Raw genomic sequence first — 21,239 nt, forward strand, 5'->3', positions numbered from 1 at the left:
CGCCTCCGCAAGAATAATTTTTTCAAGGCTTAAATCAGCGACGGCTCGTCGCAGCCTAGCGTTTTCCTTTTCTAGTTCTTTCAATCGCTTGAGCTGCTCAGTCCCCATGCCTCCATATTCCTTGCGCCATCGATAATACGTTTGCTCGGTTACAGCAATTTTGCGGCAAGCCAGGGCAATGCTTTCGCCTTGTCCCACAAGAACTTCAACCTCGCGAAGCTTGAAAATGATTTGCTCTGGAGTAAATGCTTTGCGACCCATTTGATGCCCTCCATGGCTCCACCTTATACTAACTTTTTAGGCGGACCAGTTTTTTGGGGGCAGGTCAACTTACTTTCCTGAAATTTTAGCCAGAGATTCCGGCGTATTGCCGCCAAGCCGCCACAAACTCACATCGCCAAAACCAAGGCTGCGCCCCACATCGGCCCAATGCGCAAGGGTTTCGCCATCTGCATACCAGATTTCACAAACGCTGCCATTGGTGCCCCCTTTTGCAAGCAGGGGGCTGCCGGGCGTGTTGTCTGCCGCCTTAAAGTACAGGGCATGGCTGGCTGGGTCGCGCTTGGGCTGTATGCCCGCGCCCTGCGCCCATGCGGTGGCCTTGCGCTCGGTAAGATCCACAACGCCCCGGCCCGTCCAGGCAAAACCGCCCGCAGAAAGCGCCAAGCCCGGCTTAACAGGCCAGTGGGCGCACCATTGGGCCAACTGGCGCAAAAAGGCATCGTCAGCCTTGGCCCCCGGCCCGTTGTGCCCACCGTGCAGGTTATAGGCCATCACCACATACTGCGGGCCTGCGGGCAGATTGCCTTGCAGGTACTTTTGCTTTGGTTCCATGACCAGCCGCAGCTTTCTGCCCTGAGCAGCCAGCGTAGCGGAAAGCTCCTGCGCGAATTGCAGCAGCCGGGGCCAGTCATCCATGCTCACCCTTTCGTAATCAAGCTCCAGCCCGGTAAAGGGATAAGCCGCCAGCAGGGCCAGCAGATCGCTGCGGTGCGCGGCGCGGCTGGCATCCGTGGCCATGAGCCTGCTCACAAGGGAGGGATCTTTTTGCACAGATTTGCCGGGGGCTTCAACCACATCGTTAACGACAGAAAGAAACACGCCCTGCGCCTTGTTGGAGCTTTGGCCCAGTGAGGCGGCAAGCCCGCCGCGCAGGGCCTTTTTCATGTCATCGGTGAGGAAGGGCCTGCCCTGCCTGTCAAAATACGCGGCAAACATGAGCGCGTTTTTAAAGTTGCCCTGGCGCAGTTCTGCAAGCCCGTTGGGCATGTCCCAATCCGCCACCCAGGCATCCGCTGCCATGGCCGGAACCGAGCAGCACAACGCAAGCAGACCCGCATAAACGGCAGAACGCAGATATTTCATAGCAACCTCCCCGGCGCAACGGCCCGGACGGATTTGACGCATGGGCCAGACGGCCCGGCGCAGCACGCTGAATGCTTTTTAAAAAACGTATTGCAGGTTCAGCGAATATTCATCCATGTTGTAATCGGGCAATTCCATGCGCCTGTAGCCAAGGGCAAGGCTCCAGTTATCGGCAGGAACCCAGTTCAGATCAAGGCTGTAACGCAGAACCTGCTCCCAGTTTTTGTCCTTGGATATTGCTGTGCCGTATCCGGCAAAGCCGCGCACGTGCATCTGGTCAAAAAGCGCCACATCAAACGAGGCCACAGCCATATGATTAACGTATTCCTGCGGCGCGTAATAGTCGGCAGGATTCCTGTCGCTGTCGGCGGCGCTAAACAGATAGCCTATCTGGAGTTGCGGCTTGTCCCACACAATATAGCGGGGGCTGACAGTGCCGCCCACAGTGCGGTTGCCATCCGTGCGCTGGGTGCCGAAAATTTCGGCCTGAAGCACACCCCAGTCCAGTATGCGGGCCTCGGTATTCAGACCCAGCCTGTCGGCGTACACGCCCTTTTTGACGCTTTCCGCCGTCTCGATTGACTGCCTGCTGTAGCTGAGGGTGTACGGCCCGTTGATGCGCAAGGGATCGACCGAGTACACGCCGCGCCAGGCGGCCCGGGCTTCCATAAAGGAAGAGCCGCTATCCGGCTGCACATCGCGCACCATCAGATCAAGCCAGTGCTGCTTGAAGGGGAAGTAGCGCAGCCCGATGCCCACAGCATGGCCGTGCAGCGAATTGTGATCGCTCTTCCACCACAGGTCGGAAACCGAAGCCTGGGCAGAGAGATTCTCCTGCAAAAAGGTGGAAGCCTTAAGTTCGTATTCCGCAAAACTGCGCCCGGCATTATCTGTCCAGCCGTGAGGGCTGAACGTGGCTCTGGGCCGCAAAAGCCGCTGCGCGCGATCGAGCAGTTCGTCCGTGCGCGGATTATCCGGGTCAAGCCTTTTGGCTTCGCGCGCAAGCTCGTTGGCATAGGGGGCATCTTCGTCAAACAGGGCGTTGCTGGCGCGGTAGTAGGCATTATCCGCAGGCGAAAGGCCAAGCGAAGCCGCACGGGCAAAGAGCATTTCCGCACGCGGCAGCTGACCGTGCCAGCTCGCCAGCAAGCCCTCTGTCTGCACCGCAAGACGCGTGGGATGGTTCTGCGGCATGGAGGCGATGGCCTTGGCGTCCAGCTGCGCATACACGTTGCGCACGGGCACAAACAGCGGATCAAGGCTGTTGGTGTGATAGCCGTTGGCAGTGGGCACAAAGGCCACGGCAAAGACCTCGCGGGCAGCCTCGGTATAGGCCTGCCGGATGTCCGCATCGCCGTTGAGGCTGATCTGCCCGTAATCGCCGCCGGGGTACATCCACGCCGTCACCGCAAAGCCCTGAGACTGCGCGAGCTGGCGCGCCTCGGCCATTGCCGAAGCCCAGCGGTTTTTCATTTCGTCGACAGTTTCAGGCCGTCCGTCCACCATTGCGCGCCGTGCCCAGAAGCCGCCCCTGCGGCCTGTTACATCCACAATGGTGCGGCCCGAGGTATCCGTGAGCGCCAGTTCCCAGCGGCCTGTGGCCACAAGCCTGCGCAAGAGCGCAGTATTGGGCAGGTCGTCCGGCGTGCCGGGAATAAACGACTGCCTGCTCACCAACAGTACGGCCCTGCCGCCACGTTGAGCCAGAGCGGCGTCTATGGCTTGCAATTCTTCAGGCCGCGTCTGCCCGATGACGAGCAGCAGAGGTATTTTACCCGGCGCAACAGTGGCCGCGTCAGTGGGTGCAGGAGCCAGAAACTCCGGCAGGGAAACCGGCCGATAGTTTGCGCCAAGCTGATCCAGATAAGCGGCAACATCCTGCGGGGTATAGCTTTTGCCGTCCGACTGCGAGGTAATGTTGGCAAAGCACAGGGCCATGCCCGCCCCGTTTGGCCCACGGGCCGAAAGGGACTGCACCATAGGCAGAGCACGGTCAAAACGCGACACTGCGCCGGAATGCACGGCAGACTGCAACTGATAGTGCATGTCGTAGGGATATTCCTGCGCCATATGGCGGGAGATTTTGGCCGTTTCGTTATAGTCGTGCCGTTGCAGGGAGATATCCAGCACGCTTTCCAGCGCATCGCGCTGTATGGTGTTGCGGGCAAGCAGGCCTTCGGCATGCGTCTGCGCATCATCAAGGAGCGATCTGTCGGGCTCAAGCGCAGCCTGACCGCCGGAGCGCAGCTCCGCCAGTTTTTCCCTTTCCTGCGGGGCAAGGCGTTCAGGGTCAAGCGTACCTCGGGCAATCCGTATCTGCTCACGCTTGAGCTTTTCAAGGCGGTCAGCCTGCATCCTGTATTCATCGCGCAGGGAGCTGTTGTACAGCGACTGCACATAGGCGGAATCCGGATCATCGGCCAGATAGGTCTGGGCATAGCCGCGCGCCGCCGGGTAGCGGGCTTCAGCCAGTGCGTCTTCGGCCTGACGGCGCAGGGCCGTGAGTTTTCCCGGGTCTGGCAGGCCGCTTTGCTGCAAAATGGAAGCCGCCTCGGCCCAACGGTTCTGGGCGCGCAAAGCCGCCACCAGCAGCGGGGCCACTGGCCTTGTGGTTGCCCCCTTGACCATGAGGGAACGGAAAATCGCCTCTGCCCGACCGGCATCGCCCAAGGCAAGGGCGCACTGCCCTTCATACAGCCGGGCGGTAGGCCCTGCGGCATTTTTGAATTCGCCGTAAAGCGCACGGGCGCGGGTGTAGTCTGCCACCGACATAAAAATATTGAAAACTGCGTACCGCGCGGCAAGATTGCCGGGTTCCGCGCGCAAAAAGCTGTCAAAATGGCGCATAGCCACATCCGTCTGCCCTTCAAGCATCCTGATGCGGCCAAGAATGAATTCATGCCGGGGCGAAGCATTGACCGGTGCAGCATTCAGATGCATTTCCGCAGCTGTCATATTTCCCTGCATGGCGGCGGCAAGGGCCATACCCAAGTGAGCCTCTGGCAGATCGGGACTGAGCGTAAGTGCACGCTGCCACAAGGGCACCGCAGCCTGCGCGCTGTCGCCCACGGCAAGGCTGAAACCAGCTTCGCTCAACATTTTAGCGGCCTGTAGCGCGGGTATGCCCTGAAGCTGCCTGCTGGCCAGAAGCTCGGGGATCAATGCAACATTCTGCTGATCCAGCAGCTTACCCAGATATTCCGACAGCATGGAGAGATACAGCGACCGGCTCAACTGCAACTGCCCTGCCCCCGCATCAGCGGCGGGAATACTGACCGTGTGGCTTTCCTGCGGCGGATCAAGGGCGAGCAAGGCCCTGGCGCTGGTTTCCACTGCGCGGATGTCGCCGCCTTCAAGCGCGCCTGCGGCAAGGGCCAGCGCATACCAGGGCGCATTGGCGCCCGAGGGGGCAGCCATAGACCGCAACAGCGGGTAAGCCGCAGACCACTGCTTGTCCTTTATCAGATACAAGGCAAGGGAGAACACTGGCATTTCAGGGTACTGCAGGCGGAAAAGTTCCATGGCGTCCGCAGTTCTGCCCTGCTGCAACAGGACCGCGCACATGGAGGGGCCAGCCTTCTGCCCGTGCTGGGGGTCAAGAGCAATTGAATCGCGCCACGAAACATAGGCATCGTCTATTTTTCCGCTGTCCCACAGCTCCCAGCCGTTATTGCGCATGAGTTCGGCCTGCTGCTCCTGCGGAGCCCGCGCACCGCTGAACCCAAGGCTGGCAACAATCAGCCGGATGTCGTCCTGAGAGTGAACGGCGCTGACATCGTCCACATGCTCCACAACGGCCTGACGGGCTTTTTGCATGGCATCCCGATTTTTGCTCTGTCGGGCGAAGAGGAATTTGCCAAAGTTTACGGCAATGTTGCTGCCCCCGGCCTCAAGCCTCTGCTCAAGAGCCTTGAGTTCAGCGGTTTTCCCGGCCTGGGCAAGGCGGTAATAGAGCTGCCCCTGCAAATAGAGGTCGTGCGGGGCGATTTTTGCAGCCTTTTCAAGTATATCGCAGGCTTCCCTGATGCCGCCAGAGGCGGCGTAGGCATCTGCCGCGCGCACGGCCCAGACCTGCGGGCTGGAGGCAATGCGCCAGCCCTGCTCGTACACCGTAGCGGCCATTTTCTGCTCGTTGCGGTTCAGATAGGCTTGCGCCTTGATGGCGTTCAATGTTTCCTGACTAAAGCCCCGCGCCGCCGCCTGCCGATAAAAAACCTCGGCTTCGTCCTGCTTGCCAGCCAGTTGCAGGGCGCGGGCCGTCATGGCCTCAAACACGGCCCGAAGCGGCTCCGAGCCTTGCGGCCAGTCGTTCTGGCGGCGCAGCAGGGCTGCGGCAACAGTGCCATTGTTGGCAAGGCAGGCCTTGAGCACCGCCTGTTCCTCGTCAGTGAGCTTGCCAACGGCCCCTGCGGCGCGCAGGGCAGGCAAAAAGACCGCGTTGTTCTGATCCTGCCGTTCAGCCAGCTGTTTGAGAAGCTCCGGCGTTACCTGCACGGAGAGGCCGCTGAAAAACCTTGCCAGATCAGTGGAAAGCCCTGCGGAATCACTGGCCCGGCTGCTCTGGATATTTTCTGCCGCAAGGGCCGCAAGCCGCGCATCGTCCGGTCTGGCTTCAAGCGCCAGCGAATAGAAACGCGCGGCATCCTCGTGCCGCGACAGGCGCGAAAGCACAAGGGCCTTTTGCGTGATGAAGGGCAGAAAGCCAGGATCCAGATCCATGCCCTTGTCGATTTCGCCCAATGCTTCCGCGTACATTTCGCGGCTGATGGCATAGTTGGCGCGATTGTAATAGTAGGCTGCCGAGAGCTTTTCCGGTTCCGCGCCACTTGTCTGCTCCTGCCCCTTTGCAGAGTTGGCGCTTTTGGCAGGTTCCAGACCTCTAGGCTGATCGAGGCGCGCCCGGCTATCCCCAGCTGGAAATTCCTGCGCGCACACAGCGCTTGCGACAAAACCGCAGCACAGGGCCAACAGCAGACTGGAAGAAAGAATACTGCCGCGCATCAGTTGCCCCCCGCGGCGTACAGAACGCCCTTTTCTGCGGTAGCATAAAGGAAATTGTTTCGGTTATGCCTATGGGCAAGGGGTGTCCAGAGAGACTCGGGAATTTCCGCCCGCGTAAAATCAAGCAGGTAATGATCTGCGGACAAGGTAACGCCGGAGGCCGCAAGCGCTGCCGCCGCATCGCGCGTAAGGCGCACCACGGGCCGGTAGCCTGCGGCGGCAATGGCCTTGAGGGTAGCGGCCACATCCTTCCACGAGCTTTGGGCAAGGGGCTGCACCATGATGCCGTCCCACAGCCTGCGGCTTTGCTCCATGCTGAAGGGCGCCATCAGCAGCATGCTGTCGTTCAGAACAAGGTTGCCGGGGGAAAGAGCGGCAATGGTCATGCTACCCTCCGCCCTTGCGCGCAGCACCTGACGCGAAACCCTTTCGGCATCTGCACTGCTGGCACTGGCCCCGGCCGCCAATGGCACCACGCATGCGGTGACCTCCTGCGCCCTGGCCGGAACCACACTGCCAGAACTGGCACTGCCCGTGGACTCAACGCGCCAGAGCGAAGGAATACGCACAATATTCAGCGAGCCGAAACGCCCTTCGTACCCCTCCACATCGCCTGTGCCAAGAGCAACCGCCCCAAGTCGCAGTGTGGGCGAAACTGGCAAAAATCCTGGGCCGAGCGCCTTTCCATCAAGCAAAACTTTAAGTCTGTTGCCCTTGAGCAAAATGTCAAAACGCCAGGGGGGCTGGGTAGACATAGTTTCGTCCGCAATGGTGTACAGTCCCTGACCGGGAACGCGCTCCTGCACCAGCAGACGCGCCCCATGCAGGGTCACGCGCAAAAAGGCGCTGGGCGTGGCATAGCGCAGGTAGACGTAGCGATCCACGTTTTCCTTTTGCGCAATGGTCATGGACAGCGAAACATTATCCCACATGTTGCTGCCGCGCAGCATGACCGGGTCAGCCTTGCCCTCCTGCGGGGTCAGCACAATATCCCGCCCCGAGGCTTCCACCCTGGTGCGAAAGGCCATCCAGCTATCGGCGGTGTCGCCCTCTGCCAGTGAAAATCGTGTGCGCTTGGCAGTTTTGAGCGAGAGCACCTCAAGAAGGTGTTGCTCCGGCCAATCCGGCTTAATTTGAACGCGAGTGAGCGCAAAACGGTCATCCACTGCTGAATTGAACGCCGCCCCTTCTCTGGAAAAGGCCATCTGAAAATACTGCTGAACCAGATCGCGGTTAGCCTCTTTGACCGCATGCGGCATGGCCGCGTTGAAGGAGTTGGCTGGCATCATCACAAAAGCCTTGGGCGGCTCGGGCATGAGCTTTGCCAGCGGCTCGAACGAATCTTTATAATACGCCGCCAGCCGGTCGCGCATCTGCTCTTCGGTTTCCGCTGGCAGCCCAGTGGAATCACGCAAAAAATCTGTCAAAAAGTAGCCGGGCGTCACCTTGGGCATATTCTCGTTGATGGGCAACAGCCCAAGCCCCTGACTGCCCAAATCCCAGAAAGGGCTTTTTGCCAGCGCCGCCACGTTGGACTTGGTGACAAAAAAGTTGTTCCAGCTTTTCAGGGTGCCGGTTGTTGTAAACAGCGAGGCGTGCACCCCTGTTTTACCCATGATCTCCTGCCCAAAGATGACGGAGTCCTTGCGGCCTCCTTCCATCATAAGGTACAGGGCTTTCTCCGGCAGCGGTTCGCCATCGCGATAAAAGCTGATGACATCGTCAGTAGTTATCCACTGGTAGCCAGCTTTTTCAATGGCTGCCACATGCTCAGCAAACTGTTGGCGCGAGTTTAGCCCCGGCTTTTCATCGCGCGTGAGCGAACCGTAAGAAATGGCCGTAAAACCATCGCGTTGCGTCCACGATTCACGGTCAAACTGCGGCGGCCTGCCCCGCTCCATAAAGAGCTGAACAATAAATACGCACAGGCCGATCAAAAATGCCCATTGCAGGCATGACCGCAGGATCTTCCAGGTATCTTTGGAAAGCGCGCGCATGCCCTCTAGCCCTCACCGTGCTTACCGTGATCGCCTGACTGCCCCGCTCCTGCTGCAACGGCGCTTTCAGAGGGCATGACGAACATTTTTTGCTCGTAGCGCAGCTTTTCCTGCGCGGCCACGTCGGCGGAGGTATTGCGTGTGCCCCATTCCGACTTCCAGAACGTGAGCACTGCCACAGGGAGCTGCCACAGCAGTACTCCCAGATAGAACACGCAAAAAACAATGCCATAGGGCCACAGGTTGCTGCGCTTGAACAACAGATAGGAGGCGCTCATGAGCATGCTGGTGACAAGAATGCCCGCAAGGTATTTGTAGGGGAAAAGGCCAAGCTCAAGCGGAATGACCACCATGGTGCGCACAACCACCAGCGGGGCCAGCACGGGCAGCAAAAAGCCGATATAGAACGAAAGCGCCATGAAAGGCTCTTTTCTCCACATAAAGGAGCTGGCGCGCAGGGTTTCGCGCAACCACGAACGTTTCCAGCGCATTTGCTGCCTGATGAAGGTACGCATGCGTGAAGGCACAATGGTGGAACACACCGCCGCATCCTGATAGCCTGTGCGGTGGTGGGCAAGGATGTAGTTTGTGAGGCTTCTGTCGTCGCCAAACGTGGCCGGATAGCCAAAAAATTTCTGGTTGAGCCATTCATCAAGGTAGTGCAGCACAAGATCCTTGCGGTAGCAGGCAAGGGGGCCGGAAAGACAGGTAACGCCGTCAAAAACGGATTCCGCCGCCTTGATGAACCGAAAGGCCACATAGTAGCGCACGGCCTGCATCTTGGTGAGGGCGTTTGTCCATTTGTTTTGCACTTCTGTTCTGCCAGAGACAGCTCCCATCTTGGGGTCGCGGAAGGGCTGCACCACTTCCCGCACGGCGTCCGGCTCCAGAAAACTGTCTGAATCCACAAAGACCAGCAACTCGAATTTGGCATGCAACGCCCCTGCCGCAAGAGCGTGGCGTTTGCCCATGTTGTAGGGCTGCTCAATGACCACAAAGCGGTCGCCGGTTATTTCCTTGCGAATCTGCTTTTCTATGCGCCGCACACGCTCCATGGATTTATCCGTGCTGCCGTCGTCCACAAGGATAACCTCCAGTTTTTCCTGAGGATAATCCTGATTGATAGCGCACTGGATGGTTTTTTCAATCCATTCTTCTTCGTTAAAACAGGGAATGACAATAGTGACCCCGGGCGTAAAGTCAGGATCAACAGGAACGTTGCGGTAAAAAAAGGAAAAAACAAATCGGCTTACCAGAAAAACGGACGCAATAATCCCGTAGGTAAATACGGGCACGTCAAACATGAAGTAAAACAGGCTTTCCTGCCGCATGTAGGCAACGGCATATACAGAAAGGGCAAGCAGAATTACAGAGGTCGCAATCAGACGCAGCCACTTTTTCAGGCGCAGATAGTTATCCAGATTGCGCACAAAATTGACGGCAACCTTTTCTTCACCGTCTTCGCCAATCACAATACGCACCACCTCGGCGGGGATACGCACGCGCGATTCATACCCTTCCGGCAGGATCCCCGGCGGCATGGTAAAGCGCAGCACAAGCTTTTGCCCCTCGGCAGGAAGCGGCGCATCCTCAGCCCAATGCAGCAGCATGCCCGAAGACGAGAGGTCTTCGCTCAGGCAGCGCACCGGGGCGGATTCTTCCGAAGCATCATATACCGACACCAGAAGCTGGGCTTCATACCGCTGGTGAGCGCCACGCCTTGATCCGCCACGCCCGGGAATGTTGGGGGCGAGACGGCGATCACTCTTGGCCTTGGGGTAAATTTCAACGTCCAAGGGCAACTGGGGCGTGACCTTGGAAAACAATTTGGTGGACAACAGCATTCGGGCAACTCGGTTCAGGTGTGGTGGCGAAAAAGGGCAACACAAATAGTCAGATTTTTGATAATGAGTACTTAAAGCAAATTCCATACCTCGTCAAAAAAATACTATCTGTCCGCATGGCCCCGCCAACCTTGCCGTTACTGCCGTGACTTGCAAATCTTCAGCACTGCTGCATCCTCCGCGTCATTTGCTGAGGGCTCAAAACTGACAACTTCTCCATTGCAGTATGAAACCTGAAACATCTTTTCCGGCGCAGAATCGTCAGCATCGTCCTTATCCGTCAGGGCGATGGAGTATAAGATGCCAAAGTCGCCCTCGGCATTTTTGTAGGGAATGGCCTTTTCTATCCGAATCCTGATGGAATCAGGATTTTTGAAACCATACACCATGCTGTATGTCTCAAGATACCGTACAAGCACGTTGCGCAATATATCTTCATCCATGACCTGATACGTGTCGCGCGGAATGAACTTTTCCGTCATGGATTCATTATAGGCTAAAAACTTATCCGCACTTTCTCTTTCTGTATTGTCAATATACAGAAATTCCTTGCAATATGCGGTCAGCTTGTCTGGCTTGCTAACGTTTTTCTCGATATTTTCCGCCAGTTTCAATCTGTACAGCACATAGTTGGGGGGCAAGGCCCTGTATTTGATATTAATGGCGTTTGCTTCATCGAGGTTTTGAAAAAGATCGTTTTCAAATTTGCTTTGCGCTTCTGCCAGGTCGCGCCCCTGCATTTCAAGGTGTGCCTTGGCAGATTCGAATCCATAGGCTCCACCCGCAACGGCATCCTCTTGGGAGGATGATGCGGCTAAAGCCCTCTGGCCTAGGCAGAGGATCAACAGGGTGGCGCACCAGTAAAGAAATCTTGCCGTAAGTTTCATCCAGCGCCTCCCTTTACTGTCCAGACAACAATACTAAAAAGATAAGAAACAAAACAAAAATGGCCCAATCTGATAATAAATATCTACCCTAGTCTCTAGCGCAGGGCAACAACATACACTGGCCGATAAGTCAGCCGGACCCCCCGCCCAGTGCTGTAGCGGGAAGTGTAACCGTCAACAAACGCAAGATACTTGCGTTTGTTCCAGCCCACAGACTTGATGCCCGTTACGCCAGTATGCCTCAGATGCAGCAGCACGTCATGCGGGCTGGCAAAATCCAGCGTGATTTCGCCCTGCTCCATTGCAACCAGATTAAAATCCTGCTCAAGATAGCTTTGCAGAGCGGCAGCATCAGGATAGTCCAGCCCAACACCCGTAAGCTCGGCAACTTCGTACAGGTTGCCGGGCAAAAAACTGCTGAAGGCCAGTAGCCCGCCCTTGGGCAGATACCGGGCGCAACGGCGCAAAAACCCTTTAACATCTGCAAACCACTGCACGGTTGAGGCACTGCAAATGGCGTCAAACGGGCCGCAGAAGTCCAGCGTTTCCGCATCGCCTTCGCGGCAGGAAAGCACGCCAGGCTGTTGTTGCATGAGGGCCTGCACTTGCGGGCTGGTATAAAGATCGTTGACAGTGAGGCTGCTGGGCTGCGCGCTCAGAATATGCTGCGTCAGCAGGCCCGTGCCCGCGCCTATTTCCAGTATGGCTGCACTACGGGGAAGGTATGGTGCTGCCAAAGCCCAGAGACGCGAGGCAATTTGCCGCTGGGCCTGCGCCTCAGCATCATAACTTGCGGAAGCAGCGCTGAAGCGCCGCCTGACAAATGAAGCACTCATGGCAGTTCTACAGATACAAAAGGGATATCCGGTATATAGTGCGGCTCGTCCAGCTCCAGCACCGGGATTGCAGACCAGGCTTTGCGCATGTTTGCAATGGGGAATATCCTGTCCTTTTTGCCCAGAATTGCCATGTTCCAGCCAGTAAACTGCGCCCTGTCTCTGTAGGCAGAGCATTCCTTGATATGCCGCAGTTCCGCCAGCAGTGAATCCACCGTGCGTGCCAAACTGTGTGGTGATCTGCGCGCTTCAAACACGGCCCGGTGCGCCCCGCACATGCGCCGGTTGAAACGCTCCACGCTTTCAGCGGAAAGGTTCTCAAGCGTGGCATCATAGACCGCCACCGGTATGCCAAGAGTATCATCAACAGGCGTGAGCGTTCCGTTAATGGCAAGGGCGCTGCTCACAGCGCAGTGCAAGCCCGGCAAGACCAGAGACGCCGCGTACACGCCAAGCGACCACGCCCGCACCCGCACCTCACTGTAAGGGCGCAGGGCCTCCGCATCCAGCGCCATGTCAGAATAGTCATAACACACGGCAAAATCGCAGTGCGCTGTATGCGGGGAATCCGCAGCCCAGCCAAAGGGGCGGCTGTCCATGCCCCACCCGGCAAAAAACAGTTCCAGGGTCGGACAACCGGCGCGCCGCAGAAAATCAATATTCATGCAGCAACCTGCGCAGCAGGGCTATGAGGGATTCAACCTCCTCACGCGCGGTTCCGGCAGTGAGCGAAATGCGCAGGCGCGAGCTGCCCGCAGGCACCGTGGGCGGGCGTATGCCCATAATGTAAAAACCCTCGCGCTGCAAATGCCCGGCAATGGCAAGTGTGCGCTGGTTTTCGCCCGTAATGACGGGCACGATCTGCGAGGTGCTGCGCACCGACTGCCCAAGGCCATCAGTAAAGGCATGCATCATGCCCGCCAGCCCGGCAAGATGCTCCCTGCGGGCCGCCACCTCGGCGCTGGCAAACTTTGCAAGTACAAAGCGGCTCCAGGCAATATTGACCGGAGGCAGGGCCGTGGTAAAAATAAACGGCCGCACGGTATTAACAAGGTATTCCCGCAGGGCTGACGAGCAGATCACATACGCGCCCAGCGAGGCCCAGGCCTTGCCCATTGTGCCTACCAGAAAATCAATATCCGCCGCGCAGCCCTGCTCCTCGCAGCAGCCAAGGCCCTTTGCGCCGCGCACACCCACAGCGTGGGCCTCATCAACGTAGAGCTGCACAGTGGGGTTGGCCTTTTTCAGCGCCACCAGCCGGGGCAGGTCGCAGGCGTCGCCGTCCATACTGAAAATGGATTCAGTGACAATAATGATGTTTTCGTAATCCGCAACGTGTTTTTGCACCAGCATTTCAAGCTGTGCGTAGTCATTGTGCCTGAAACGGATGCACTTGCCCTCGCTCATGCGTATGCCGTCAATAAGGCTGGCATGCACCAGCTTGTCAGCCAGAATAAGCGTGCGGTTTGTACACACGGCGGGCAGAATGCCCTGATTGGCGTGGTAGCCGCTGCCGAACACCAGTGCGGCCTCTGCGCCGTAGGCCGTCGCCAGTTCCCGCTCAAAGGCCTCCTGCTGGTCGCAGGTGCCCGTGAGCAGGCGCGAGGAACACGCCCCCATGCGCAGGGCGGAAACATCCTGTTGCGACCAGAATTCCTGCCGCAGGTCGGCATCGTCGCCAAGTGAAAGATAATCGTTGGAGCTGAGGTTGATGAAGGGCGCGCAGGCCTGCTCCCTCTCGCGCTGCACTGCGTCAATATTGCGCAGGGCGCGCAGACTGCCGTTTTGCTTTTTTTCATCAAGCCACTGTGTATATTGCATCATTCTCTGTCCGTTAGGCGTCTCTCGTCTGACAGCAAGGGGCCAGCCGCGTATCAAAGGTAAGCAGAAAACATTGAAAGAAGCGGCGCAAGCGGCCGCCAGAATTACGGCGCTGCAAAAAAGCAGTCGCTCCCGCAACAGGATATCGTCACCCTCAAAAGGCGACAAGTCAATTGCGCCGTTGGTCATGCCAAGCCCTGCGCCTGTGCGGCATATGGCTGAAAACAAAAACGCGTGGCCTGACAGAACAGCGCAACTACGCTGACCAGATTTTGTGGGGGAATATAAAGGCAATTGTCCGCTGCCGGACAATTCAGTTTTTTAGGATTTGCTGTTGCCCTCGCAGGCATTGATAATGCGGCAGGCAGCGCAGGCAGCGCCGAAGCCGTTATCGATATTGGTTACAGTGACGCCGCTTGCGCAGGAGGTGAGCATGCCAAGCAAGGCGGACAGCCCCGCAAACGATGCTCCATAGCCCACAGAAGTGGGAACCGCCACAACGGGTTGGGGCACCAGACCGCCGACCACGCTCGCCAGTGCGCCCTCCATGCCTGCAATCACAATGACGGCGCGGGCGGCAAGCACCTCGGGCAAGTTGTTGATCAGGCGGTGGATGCCCGCCACGCCCACATCTGCAAGGATTTTGGCGCGCACGCCAAGCATGCGGCAGGTTTCACGGGCTTCCTCCGCCACGGGCAGGTCAGAGGTGCCCGCGGTAACAATGGCAACTTCACCCTGCTTCCATACAATGGGCTTGACGACCAGCGTAAGGGCGCGCCCAAGAGGATTGTATTCGGCATTGGGGCATACAGACTGCACGTGGGCCGCCATCTCTGCCGAAACCCTTGTGCCCAGCACATTGCTGCGGTCGCCCACGCGTAGGAATATTTCGCCCACCTGCTCAGGGGTTTTGCCCTCGCCGTAAATGACCTCAGGAAAGCCATTGCGCGCCGGGCGCTGTAAATCAAACTTGGTGTGCCCAAGGTCAAGCACCGAACTCTCGCGCAGCAGATTCATGCCATCGGCAACAGAGAGGCTTCCGTCCCTGATTTCAGTGAGCAATTTTTCCAGTGAACCACCTGACATTTCTCTACTCCAACATGTCCGGGCTTCATTACCCGCGACCGTAATTTGCCCCGTACAATTCGTAGCGTCAAGATTACGCCAGAGCAGGCAGAATCATCTGGCTGGGCCAGCGACCGCAGCTTCGTCCGCTTCCGCAAGATGTACCCGCAGCATATTGGGCCGCTCGGTACGGCGGTGCCCAATGCCATAACCGGTGCTCAGGGTTGTCATGGCCGGGGCTGCCTTGAAGGCATGGGCCAGAGTGGCAATGATGGCCGCCCCCGTTGGCGTTGTGGCCTCATGCTCCACCCCGCCGCGAGAGGTGGGGATTCCATGAAGAATCTCGACTGTCGCCGGTGCAGGAACTGGCATCATGCCATGCGCGCAACGCACAAAACCGCCGCCAAGCTCCAGGGGCGAAGACCACACGGCATCAACATCAAGAGCATGAAAACAGATGGCCGCGCCCACGATGTCCACAATGGAATCGGTAGCGCCAACTTCGTGAAAGTGCACGTCTTCCAGAGCCTTGCCATGCACCTTGGCTTCTGCCTCGGCTATGCGGCGAAAAATACTCAGGCTCGTCTGTTTGACCGGGTCTGCCAGTGTGCTTTGCGTGATGATAGCCGTGATGCCGGCCAGATTCCTGTGCAGCAGGTGACTGCCCTGCGCGGGGCTGTGGCCATGCACATGGGCAGGTGCAGCAGCATGCGTATGTTCATGCTCGTGGATGTGAGTGTGTTCATGCCCGTTCTCATGGTTGTGGTCATGCACGTGGCTGTGCCCGTGCTGTTGACCGTTCAAGTGCACATGAACCTGCATCCCCTGAATCCCGCTGCATTTTTCTGGCTGACACTGGAGCGCAAACTCGTCATCTATGGCGAGCTTTGCCAGTTCTGCCTTCAGGTAATCGGGGCTGACCCCAAGATCAATCAGGGCGGCCAGATTCATATCGCCGCTGATTCCGGCAAAACAATCGTAATACAGTATCTTCATAAAGCCCCGGCAAGAAATGTGCATCTGAAAAAAGAGGGGCAGACTGCCGCCGCCCGTGCGCAATATAGGTATTTTGCCCGCAACAGGGAATAGACAATACGGCTCGATTCTTGCCTATTTCTGCATGATGGCGGCGATCTGTCACACCACAGGGGCTGCTTCTACACGTTCTTGCCCATCTCAAAAGCCTGCGCCATGCTGGGCAGACCTTTCACATCGCCCTTATTCCACGCGCCAACGCCGTACACAACGCCCTTTTCTACCGATCCCTCAAGGCAATAGGCAAAACCTCTGAAGCACTCGATAGTTCGCTCCATATGCGACAAATCAGTGTCCGCTGCGGCAATAATGTAATACATGATCTTGTTCTTGATTTCAGTGTAGCGAGCAACCGTCCTGTCCATGAGGGCTTTTATCTGCGCACTTACAGAATAGAAATACACGGGCGAGGCCAGCACAAGAACATCGGCCTTGATCATTTTTTCCAGCATGGTTTCCATGCCATCCTTTTGCACACAAGCGCCCTCATGGCTCTGGCAGTATCCACAGCCAAGACATGGAGCGATTTTATGTTCCTGCACAAAAATCTTTTCCACCTTATGGCCTGCCTCCTGAGCTCCAGCCATAAACTGCTCGCACAGCAGATCAGAATTGCCGCCCTTGCGAGGGCTGCCGCAAAAAATCAGGATGTTTTTCATTACTCGCTCCATATGCTGATTTGTGGGTATTTCATCCCTCGCCAGTTGCTGGTCAGACGCCGATTTTAGCTATTCAAGGGCATCTTTATGAACTTCAACCTGAATATTTAAACCATTACTTTAACTTTTTGTCAGGCATTTTTGCGGTCAACCTGCCTCTGCGTCAGGCACGCAAACTTGCTCGGCTTGGCCTAGCCGCTGCTCTATTCTTTTAGGAGTCCTGGCTAAAAGCGTATAGTCCGATTCTCTCAAATTATTGCCTGATTGTACGATGATTCAAACTATTGTGTTGTTTTTATCCGTCCTTTTCTGGTAAAAAACCAGAAAGGGAGAACGACCATGCCCCAGCAAGACAAAGAAAAATGCGACATGCTGAATATTCAGCGGCAGGCGCTGGCCCGCAATATTGCCCGCCAGACCGAGCAAAACCACCGCCTGGAAACGGCAGTGCCGGGGCTTGTGCTTGTGCGGTATGAAGCGCCGACCCAGCCCGCAAGCTGCATGTACGAGCCAACTATCTGCCTTGTTGCTCAGGGAGCCAAGCGCGCTATGCTGGGGGATGAAGAATATCTGTATGATGCCAACCACTACCTGATTTCATCTGTCGGCTTGCCGGTGGTGGCAAATGTGGTGGAGGCCAGCCCGGAAGTTCCGTTATTGGGCATGGTGCTCAAGCTTGATATGCGCATGCTGGCCCAGATGATGGTGGACAGCAATCTGCCGGTCACGCGCGCGGCAAAATCCGGGCGTGGCATGCGGGTCAGCGAAGTATGTATGCCACTGCTCAACGCCTTTCAGCGGCTGCTTGACCTGCACGATCACCCGCAAGACATTGCCGTGCTCTCGCCTCTGATTCACAAAGAGATACTTTACCGACTGCTTCTGGGCGAGCAGGGGCATTACCTGCGCCAGATTGTGGCAGCCGGCAGCCACGGCTTCCAGATTGCGCAGGCCATTGACTGGCTCAAGAAAAACTACGTCCAGCCCTTGAAGATAGACAGCCTCGCCAGGCAGATAGGCATGAGCACCTCGACCTTTCATCTCCATTTTCGCGCCATGACCAGCATGAGCCCGCTGCAATACCAAAAGTGGATGCGCCTGCACGAGGCCAGACGTCTCATGTTCATGGAGCATCTGGACGCCACCAGCGCCGCCTTTCAGGTGGGGTACGAAAGCCCCTCGCAATTCAGCCGCGAATATCGCCGCCAGTTCGGCACCCCGCCCCTGCGCGACATTAAGGGGCTCATCAGCACCCAAAGCGGCAGTTCCTGCGGCAACCACAAGACAATGTGAAGCAATCCGCACACTAAGGGCACTTAGCTGTACAGTTTTATGCGGTGGCAAGGCTCACGCTGTAGCTGGGCAACCTCCCCCGCCATGCCTCTATTTCTCCGTCTTCCTCTCCCGCATTTTTGATTGATATTGACTTTCAATTTCTTTTCCTTCATCTTCCTACTTCATCGGGTGCGTCTCCACGTACACACGCGCCCCCCTCAATCACTGCTATTTCAGGAAGAAACATGACGCCTTCACAGGTTATTTCCGCTTTGCAGACCCTCACCAGCATTCATCAGCCCGTATTTTTGTGGGGCGCGCCGGGCGTGGGCAAAAGCCAGATAGTATCTCAGGTGGCCGCCATGCGGGGCATGGCCCTGCGCGACATCCGGGCCGTGTTGCTTGACCCCGTTGACCTGCGCGGCTTGCCGCGACTTACAGATGCGGGAACCGCCGTCTGGTGCCCGCCAGCCTTTTTGCCGGGCCCGGACGACCCGCCGCAGGGCATCCTGTTTCTTGACGAACTCAACGCCGCCTCGCCGCTGGTGCAGGCGGCCTGCTACCAGCTCATACTCGACAGAGCCATTGGCGAATACCGCCTGCCGGATGGCTGGTCCATTGTTGCGGCTGGCAATCGGGAAAAGGACAAGGCCGTCTCGTACCGCATGCCTTCTGCTCTGGCTAACCGCATGGTGCATCTGGAGTTTGACGCCAGCCTTGACGACTGGCTCGCCTGGGCGCAGGGGGCTGGCATTCGCCACGAGGTCTGCGCCTTTTTGCGTTTTCGCCCTCGTTTGCTGCATGATTTTGACCCGCAGCGCATGGAAAAAGCCTTTGCCTCGCCCCGCTCGTGGGAATTTGTTTCGCGCATACTGGAGGCCGCACCCGCCCGCGAGGTGGAATACGAGCTGTTTCAGGGCACGGTCGGCCCCGCAGCCGCAGCGGAGTTCATGGGCTTTCTCTCCGTATGGCGCGAGCTGCCCACGGTGGATTCCATCCTGGCGCAGCCCGAGGCCGCTACAGTGCCGCAAGAGCCCGCCGCCCTGTACGCCACATGCGAGGCCCTGAGCCTGCGCGCGGCAGAAGACACCATGGATGCCCTCACCACTTATGCCGAGCGCCTGCCCGCTGAATTCAGCGTATTGCTGATGCGCGATGCCGTCTGCCAGAATACGGATGTGGTGAACACCCCGGCCTTCAACCGCTGGGCGGAAAAAAACGCGGAAGTTCTGCTCTAAGCCATGCACACATTCGAGAACCAGCAGCAGCCCCGCACAGTCAGCGCGGCTTGCGCTTCACCACTGTTGCATCAGCCGCCGCAGCTGCCAAACCAGCAAAAACCAGCCGCAGCCACAGCGGACACTGATGATGCAACCCTGACGGCCCAGCACTGCATCACGCGCGCCCGCGCGGCGCTGGTTATGGAGCATCCCTTCTTCGGCTCTCTGGCCTTGCGCCTGCGCTTCAAGGCAGACCCTACCTGCGCGGATATGTGGACAGACGGCAAAACCCTTGGCTACAACCCTGCATTCTCCACGGCCCTTTCGCAAAAATCGCTGGTGGGGGCAATGGCGCACGAGGTTCTGCATTTGGCCTTCGGGCATCATCTGCGCCGCAAAGGCCGCGATGCAAAGCTGTGGAACCGCGCCTGCGATCTGGCAATCAATCACATCTTGGTGGAGTCCGGCTTTACCCTGCCTCAGGGTTTTACGCACAACCCGGCCTATGCGGGTATGAATGCGGATGAAATCTTTGACGCATTGGCAAGCCTGCAAGACGCCCCCACCAACAAAGGCGCGCAAAACGCGCAGGTTGCGCAGGGCGCGGAGCAGACAGAAGGCGCTGGCGCAACCGCCTTTGATGGCGGCAAGCAGACAGAGCAACCAGAGCAGCCCACCCCGCCGCAAGGCGCGCAAAACAACGAGCAGCAAAAGGACGCGGACGCCGACCCGCAATCCGCCGCTGGCAACAAGGCCGCAGCAAAGCGCGAAAAAGGTCGCCCGGAGCAATCAGAGGGCAAGACCAGCTTCACCGGCGAGGTGCAGGATCACCCCGATGCGCAAGGCATGCAGAACGATCAGGCCCTCAAGGCCGCAGAGCAGGAGGCGGATATAGCCATGATGCAGGCCATGCAGCGCGCCCGCAACATGGGCAGCATGCCCGCAGGTCTGGCCCGGCAGCTTGACAGGGCGTGGCGACCCAAGCTGGACTGGCGCACGCTTTTGCACCGTTTTTTTGAGCAGTGCGCGCAAAACGACTATTCGTGGACAACGCCCAACCGCCGCTATCTGTACCAGAACATCTACCTGCCAGCCCGGCGGGAGGCCCGCCTGCCCCACGTGGCGCTGGCTGTGGACTGCTCCGGTTCTGTGGACGAGCAGGCGCTGGCCATGTTCTGCGCAGAGCTTGCAACCGTGCTTGAGGCCTACGACACCACGCTCACGGTGCTGTTTCACGACACCAAGGTGCAGAAAACCCTCACGCTTACGCGCATGGACATGCCCGCGAGCCTTGCGCCCGTGGGCGGCGGCGGTACGGATTACCGCCCTGTGTGCGCGCATATTGAAGACGAGCGGCTGGCCCCCACCTGCCTGATCTGGTTTACCGATCTGGAGTGCGACCGCTACCCCGCCGAGCCGGAATATCCTGTGCTGTGGATTTGCAGCGCGCCGCACGAGCAGCAGCCGCCATTCGGCCAGGTGATATGCCTGATGGAACCCGCAGCCGCACTGGGCGCGATCTGAACAGACCGCCTGAGTCAGGTGCCTTAATTGATGCCAGCCCCCAAGCAACACCGCAGCCCCACACGAGGTCGCCATGCATATTGAATGGAAAATCACCAAGAAACGCGGCTACCTGCGGCCCATCCTGCAATATTCCGTGCGGCTTGAAGAACACGAAAAAGCCCTGGCCCTGCCAATAGTAAGCATAGTTTCAACTATTCCGCAGCCGGAAGAAGAGCGGCAGGATTACTGCTATCCCGGCCTGTTCGAGCGGGCGCAAGGATACACCCCCACCCGTTTTCACACCCTTGAGGCCCCATCGCACAAAGGGCATTCGTGGACGCGCAGCCTCATCCTGCCCTGGCGCGAAACCAACGAATACCCGGAAGTGGAAGAATCGTTTCAGCGCTTGCGCGCCGCCCTGGAAGCAGAAATTCAAAGGGCAGACAACAGCCAGCCCATGAGCGTGAGCGGCAGCGTGCAAACCTCTGCCGCCGCCAAGGTAATGCTTGCCCCCAACCTGCTTGCAGAGCGCCTTTTGCGCCTTGCCGCAGGAGCACAAGCCGCAGGGCAATGAATATAATGATGTGTTGCGGCAGATATGTGAACCTGGACATGCTTTTAATTAGCAACCTAACAATAAAAAATGGTTTACATCTTGCGCAAAAAAATCATCACACATCTATCAGCATAAAATATATGATTTTTTAAATATTGAAATAAACTCATAA

Annotated in this window: 16 protein-coding genes; 4 read left to right on the top strand and 12 right to left on the bottom strand. The window is 57.8% G+C overall.

Annotated elements, in window-relative coordinates:
* The 12 genes from G449_RS0100715 to G449_RS0100770 all read right to left on the bottom strand — a co-directional run.
* The coding region (locus G449_RS0100715; RefSeq protein WP_022657392.1) for a transposase at positions 1-261 on the bottom strand (261 nt) is incomplete at its 3' end.
* Between the two features lie 69 nt (positions 262-330).
* Positions 331-1,365, bottom strand: a complete 1,035-nt coding sequence (locus G449_RS15390; protein WP_022657393.1) for a glycoside hydrolase family 18 protein — start codon at positions 1,363-1,365, stop codon at positions 331-333.
* A 78-nt stretch (positions 1,366-1,443) separates the two neighbouring features.
* Positions 1,444-6,366: a tetratricopeptide repeat protein gene (locus tag G449_RS0100725; protein ID WP_022657394.1), complete on the bottom strand. Its 4,923-nt coding sequence runs from the start codon at positions 6,364-6,366 to the stop codon at positions 1,444-1,446.
* On the bottom strand, positions 6,366-8,363 hold the full coding sequence (locus G449_RS0100730; protein WP_022657395.1) for a polysaccharide deacetylase family protein: 1,998 nt from the start codon (positions 8,361-8,363) through the stop codon (positions 6,366-6,368). The genes G449_RS0100725 and G449_RS0100730 overlap by 1 nt, the downstream gene beginning before the upstream one ends.
* Before the next feature lie 5 nt (positions 8,364-8,368).
* On the bottom strand, positions 8,369-10,201 hold the full coding sequence (locus G449_RS15395; protein ID WP_245170859.1) for a glycosyltransferase: 1,833 nt from the start codon (positions 10,199-10,201) through the stop codon (positions 8,369-8,371).
* 143 nt (positions 10,202-10,344) lie between these two features.
* Entirely contained in the window at positions 10,345-11,094 is a 750-nt protein-coding gene (locus G449_RS0100740; RefSeq protein ID WP_159060401.1) for a hypothetical protein, read from the bottom strand.
* Between the two features lie 95 nt (positions 11,095-11,189).
* Complete coding sequence (bioC, locus tag G449_RS0100745) at positions 11,190-11,930, bottom strand: malonyl-ACP O-methyltransferase BioC (protein WP_022657398.1); 741 nt, start codon at positions 11,928-11,930, stop codon at positions 11,190-11,192.
* Positions 11,927-12,595 carry a pimeloyl-ACP methyl esterase BioG family protein gene (locus G449_RS0100750; RefSeq protein ID WP_022657399.1) on the bottom strand — a complete coding sequence of 223 codons (669 nt, stop codon included), beginning with the start codon at positions 12,593-12,595 and terminating at the stop codon, positions 11,927-11,929. Before G449_RS0100750 ends, bioC begins: the two co-directional genes overlap by 4 nt.
* Positions 12,585-13,754, bottom strand: coding sequence for an aminotransferase class I/II-fold pyridoxal phosphate-dependent enzyme (locus G449_RS0100755; RefSeq protein WP_022657400.1), 1,170 nt, complete (start codon positions 13,752-13,754; stop codon positions 12,585-12,587). The genes G449_RS0100750 and G449_RS0100755 overlap by 11 nt, the downstream gene beginning before the upstream one ends.
* Positions 13,755-14,072: 318 nt before the next feature.
* A complete protein-coding gene (gene larB, locus G449_RS0100760) occupies positions 14,073-14,837 on the bottom strand; it encodes a nickel pincer cofactor biosynthesis protein LarB (protein WP_022657401.1) in 765 nt (254 codons plus the stop codon).
* Between the two features lie 93 nt (positions 14,838-14,930).
* Positions 14,931-15,812, bottom strand: coding sequence for a nickel pincer cofactor biosynthesis protein LarC (gene larC, locus G449_RS17565; protein WP_081640422.1), 882 nt, complete (start codon positions 15,810-15,812; stop codon positions 14,931-14,933).
* Positions 15,813-15,973: 161 nt separating this feature from the next.
* Positions 15,974-16,510 (bottom strand): flavodoxin family protein, encoded by a 537-nt coding sequence (locus G449_RS0100770; protein ID WP_245170858.1) that lies wholly within the window; start codon positions 16,508-16,510, stop codon positions 15,974-15,976.
* 339 nt (positions 16,511-16,849) lie between these two features.
* Between G449_RS0100770 and G449_RS15405 the strand changes: the two genes are divergently transcribed.
* The 4 genes from G449_RS15405 to G449_RS0100790 all read left to right on the top strand — a co-directional run bounded on the left by G449_RS15405 (position 16,850) and on the right by G449_RS0100790 (position 21,085).
* Positions 16,850-17,803 (top strand): AraC family transcriptional regulator, encoded by a 954-nt coding sequence (locus tag G449_RS15405; protein ID WP_022657404.1) that lies wholly within the window; start codon positions 16,850-16,852, stop codon positions 17,801-17,803.
* A 227-nt stretch (positions 17,804-18,030) separates the two neighbouring features.
* Positions 18,031-19,023 carry a P-loop NTPase family protein gene (locus G449_RS0100780; RefSeq protein ID WP_022657405.1) on the top strand — a complete coding sequence of 331 codons (993 nt, stop codon included), beginning with the start codon at positions 18,031-18,033 and terminating at the stop codon, positions 19,021-19,023.
* 3 nt (positions 19,024-19,026) lie between these two features.
* Positions 19,027-20,529 (top strand): vWA domain-containing protein, encoded by a 1,503-nt coding sequence (locus tag G449_RS0100785; RefSeq protein WP_022657406.1) that lies wholly within the window; start codon positions 19,027-19,029, stop codon positions 20,527-20,529.
* 73 nt (positions 20,530-20,602) lie between these two features.
* On the top strand, positions 20,603-21,085 hold the full coding sequence (locus G449_RS0100790; protein ID WP_022657407.1) for a hypothetical protein: 483 nt from the start codon (positions 20,603-20,605) through the stop codon (positions 21,083-21,085).
* Positions 21,086-21,239 lie beyond the last annotated feature (154 nt).

Source organism: Desulfovibrio desulfuricans DSM 642, from assembly GCF_000420465.1.
Taxonomy (GTDB): Bacteria; Desulfobacterota; Desulfovibrionia; order Desulfovibrionales; family Desulfovibrionaceae; genus Desulfovibrio; species Desulfovibrio desulfuricans.

Excerpts from the sequence above, each read along its gene's own strand:
- G449_RS15390 (WP_022657393.1), bottom strand. The coding sequence starts at position 1,365 with ATGAAATATCTGCGTTCTGCCGTTTATGCGGGTCTGCTTGCGTTGTGC.
- G449_RS0100725 (WP_022657394.1), bottom strand. The coding sequence starts at position 6,366 with ATGCGCGGCAGTATTCTTTCTTCCAGTCTGCTGTTGGCCCTGTGCTGC.
- G449_RS0100730 (WP_022657395.1), bottom strand. The coding sequence starts at position 8,363 with ATGCGCGCGCTTTCCAAAGATACCTGGAAGATCCTGCGGTCATGCCTG.
- G449_RS0100740 (WP_159060401.1), bottom strand. The coding sequence starts at position 11,094 with ATGAAACTTACGGCAAGATTTCTTTACTGGTGCGCCACCCTGTTGATC.
- bioC (WP_022657398.1), bottom strand. The coding sequence starts at position 11,930 with ATGAGTGCTTCATTTGTCAGGCGGCGCTTCAGCGCTGCTTCCGCAAGT.
- G449_RS0100750 (WP_022657399.1), bottom strand. The coding sequence starts at position 12,595 with ATGAATATTGATTTTCTGCGGCGCGCCGGTTGTCCGACCCTGGAACTG.
- G449_RS0100755 (WP_022657400.1), bottom strand. The coding sequence starts at position 13,754 with ATGATGCAATATACACAGTGGCTTGATGAAAAAAAGCAAAACGGCAGT.
- larB (WP_022657401.1), bottom strand. The coding sequence starts at position 14,837 with ATGTCAGGTGGTTCACTGGAAAAATTGCTCACTGAAATCAGGGACGGA.
- larC (WP_081640422.1), bottom strand. The coding sequence starts at position 15,812 with ATGAAGATACTGTATTACGATTGTTTTGCCGGAATCAGCGGCGATATG.
- G449_RS0100770 (WP_245170858.1), bottom strand. The coding sequence starts at position 16,510 with ATGAAAAACATCCTGATTTTTTGCGGCAGCCCTCGCAAGGGCGGCAAT.
- G449_RS15405 (WP_022657404.1), top strand. The coding sequence starts at position 16,850 with ATGCCCCAGCAAGACAAAGAAAAATGCGACATGCTGAATATTCAGCGG.
- G449_RS0100780 (WP_022657405.1), top strand. The coding sequence starts at position 18,031 with ATGACGCCTTCACAGGTTATTTCCGCTTTGCAGACCCTCACCAGCATT.
- G449_RS0100785 (WP_022657406.1), top strand. The coding sequence starts at position 19,027 with ATGCACACATTCGAGAACCAGCAGCAGCCCCGCACAGTCAGCGCGGCT.
- G449_RS0100790 (WP_022657407.1), top strand. The coding sequence starts at position 20,603 with ATGCATATTGAATGGAAAATCACCAAGAAACGCGGCTACCTGCGGCCC.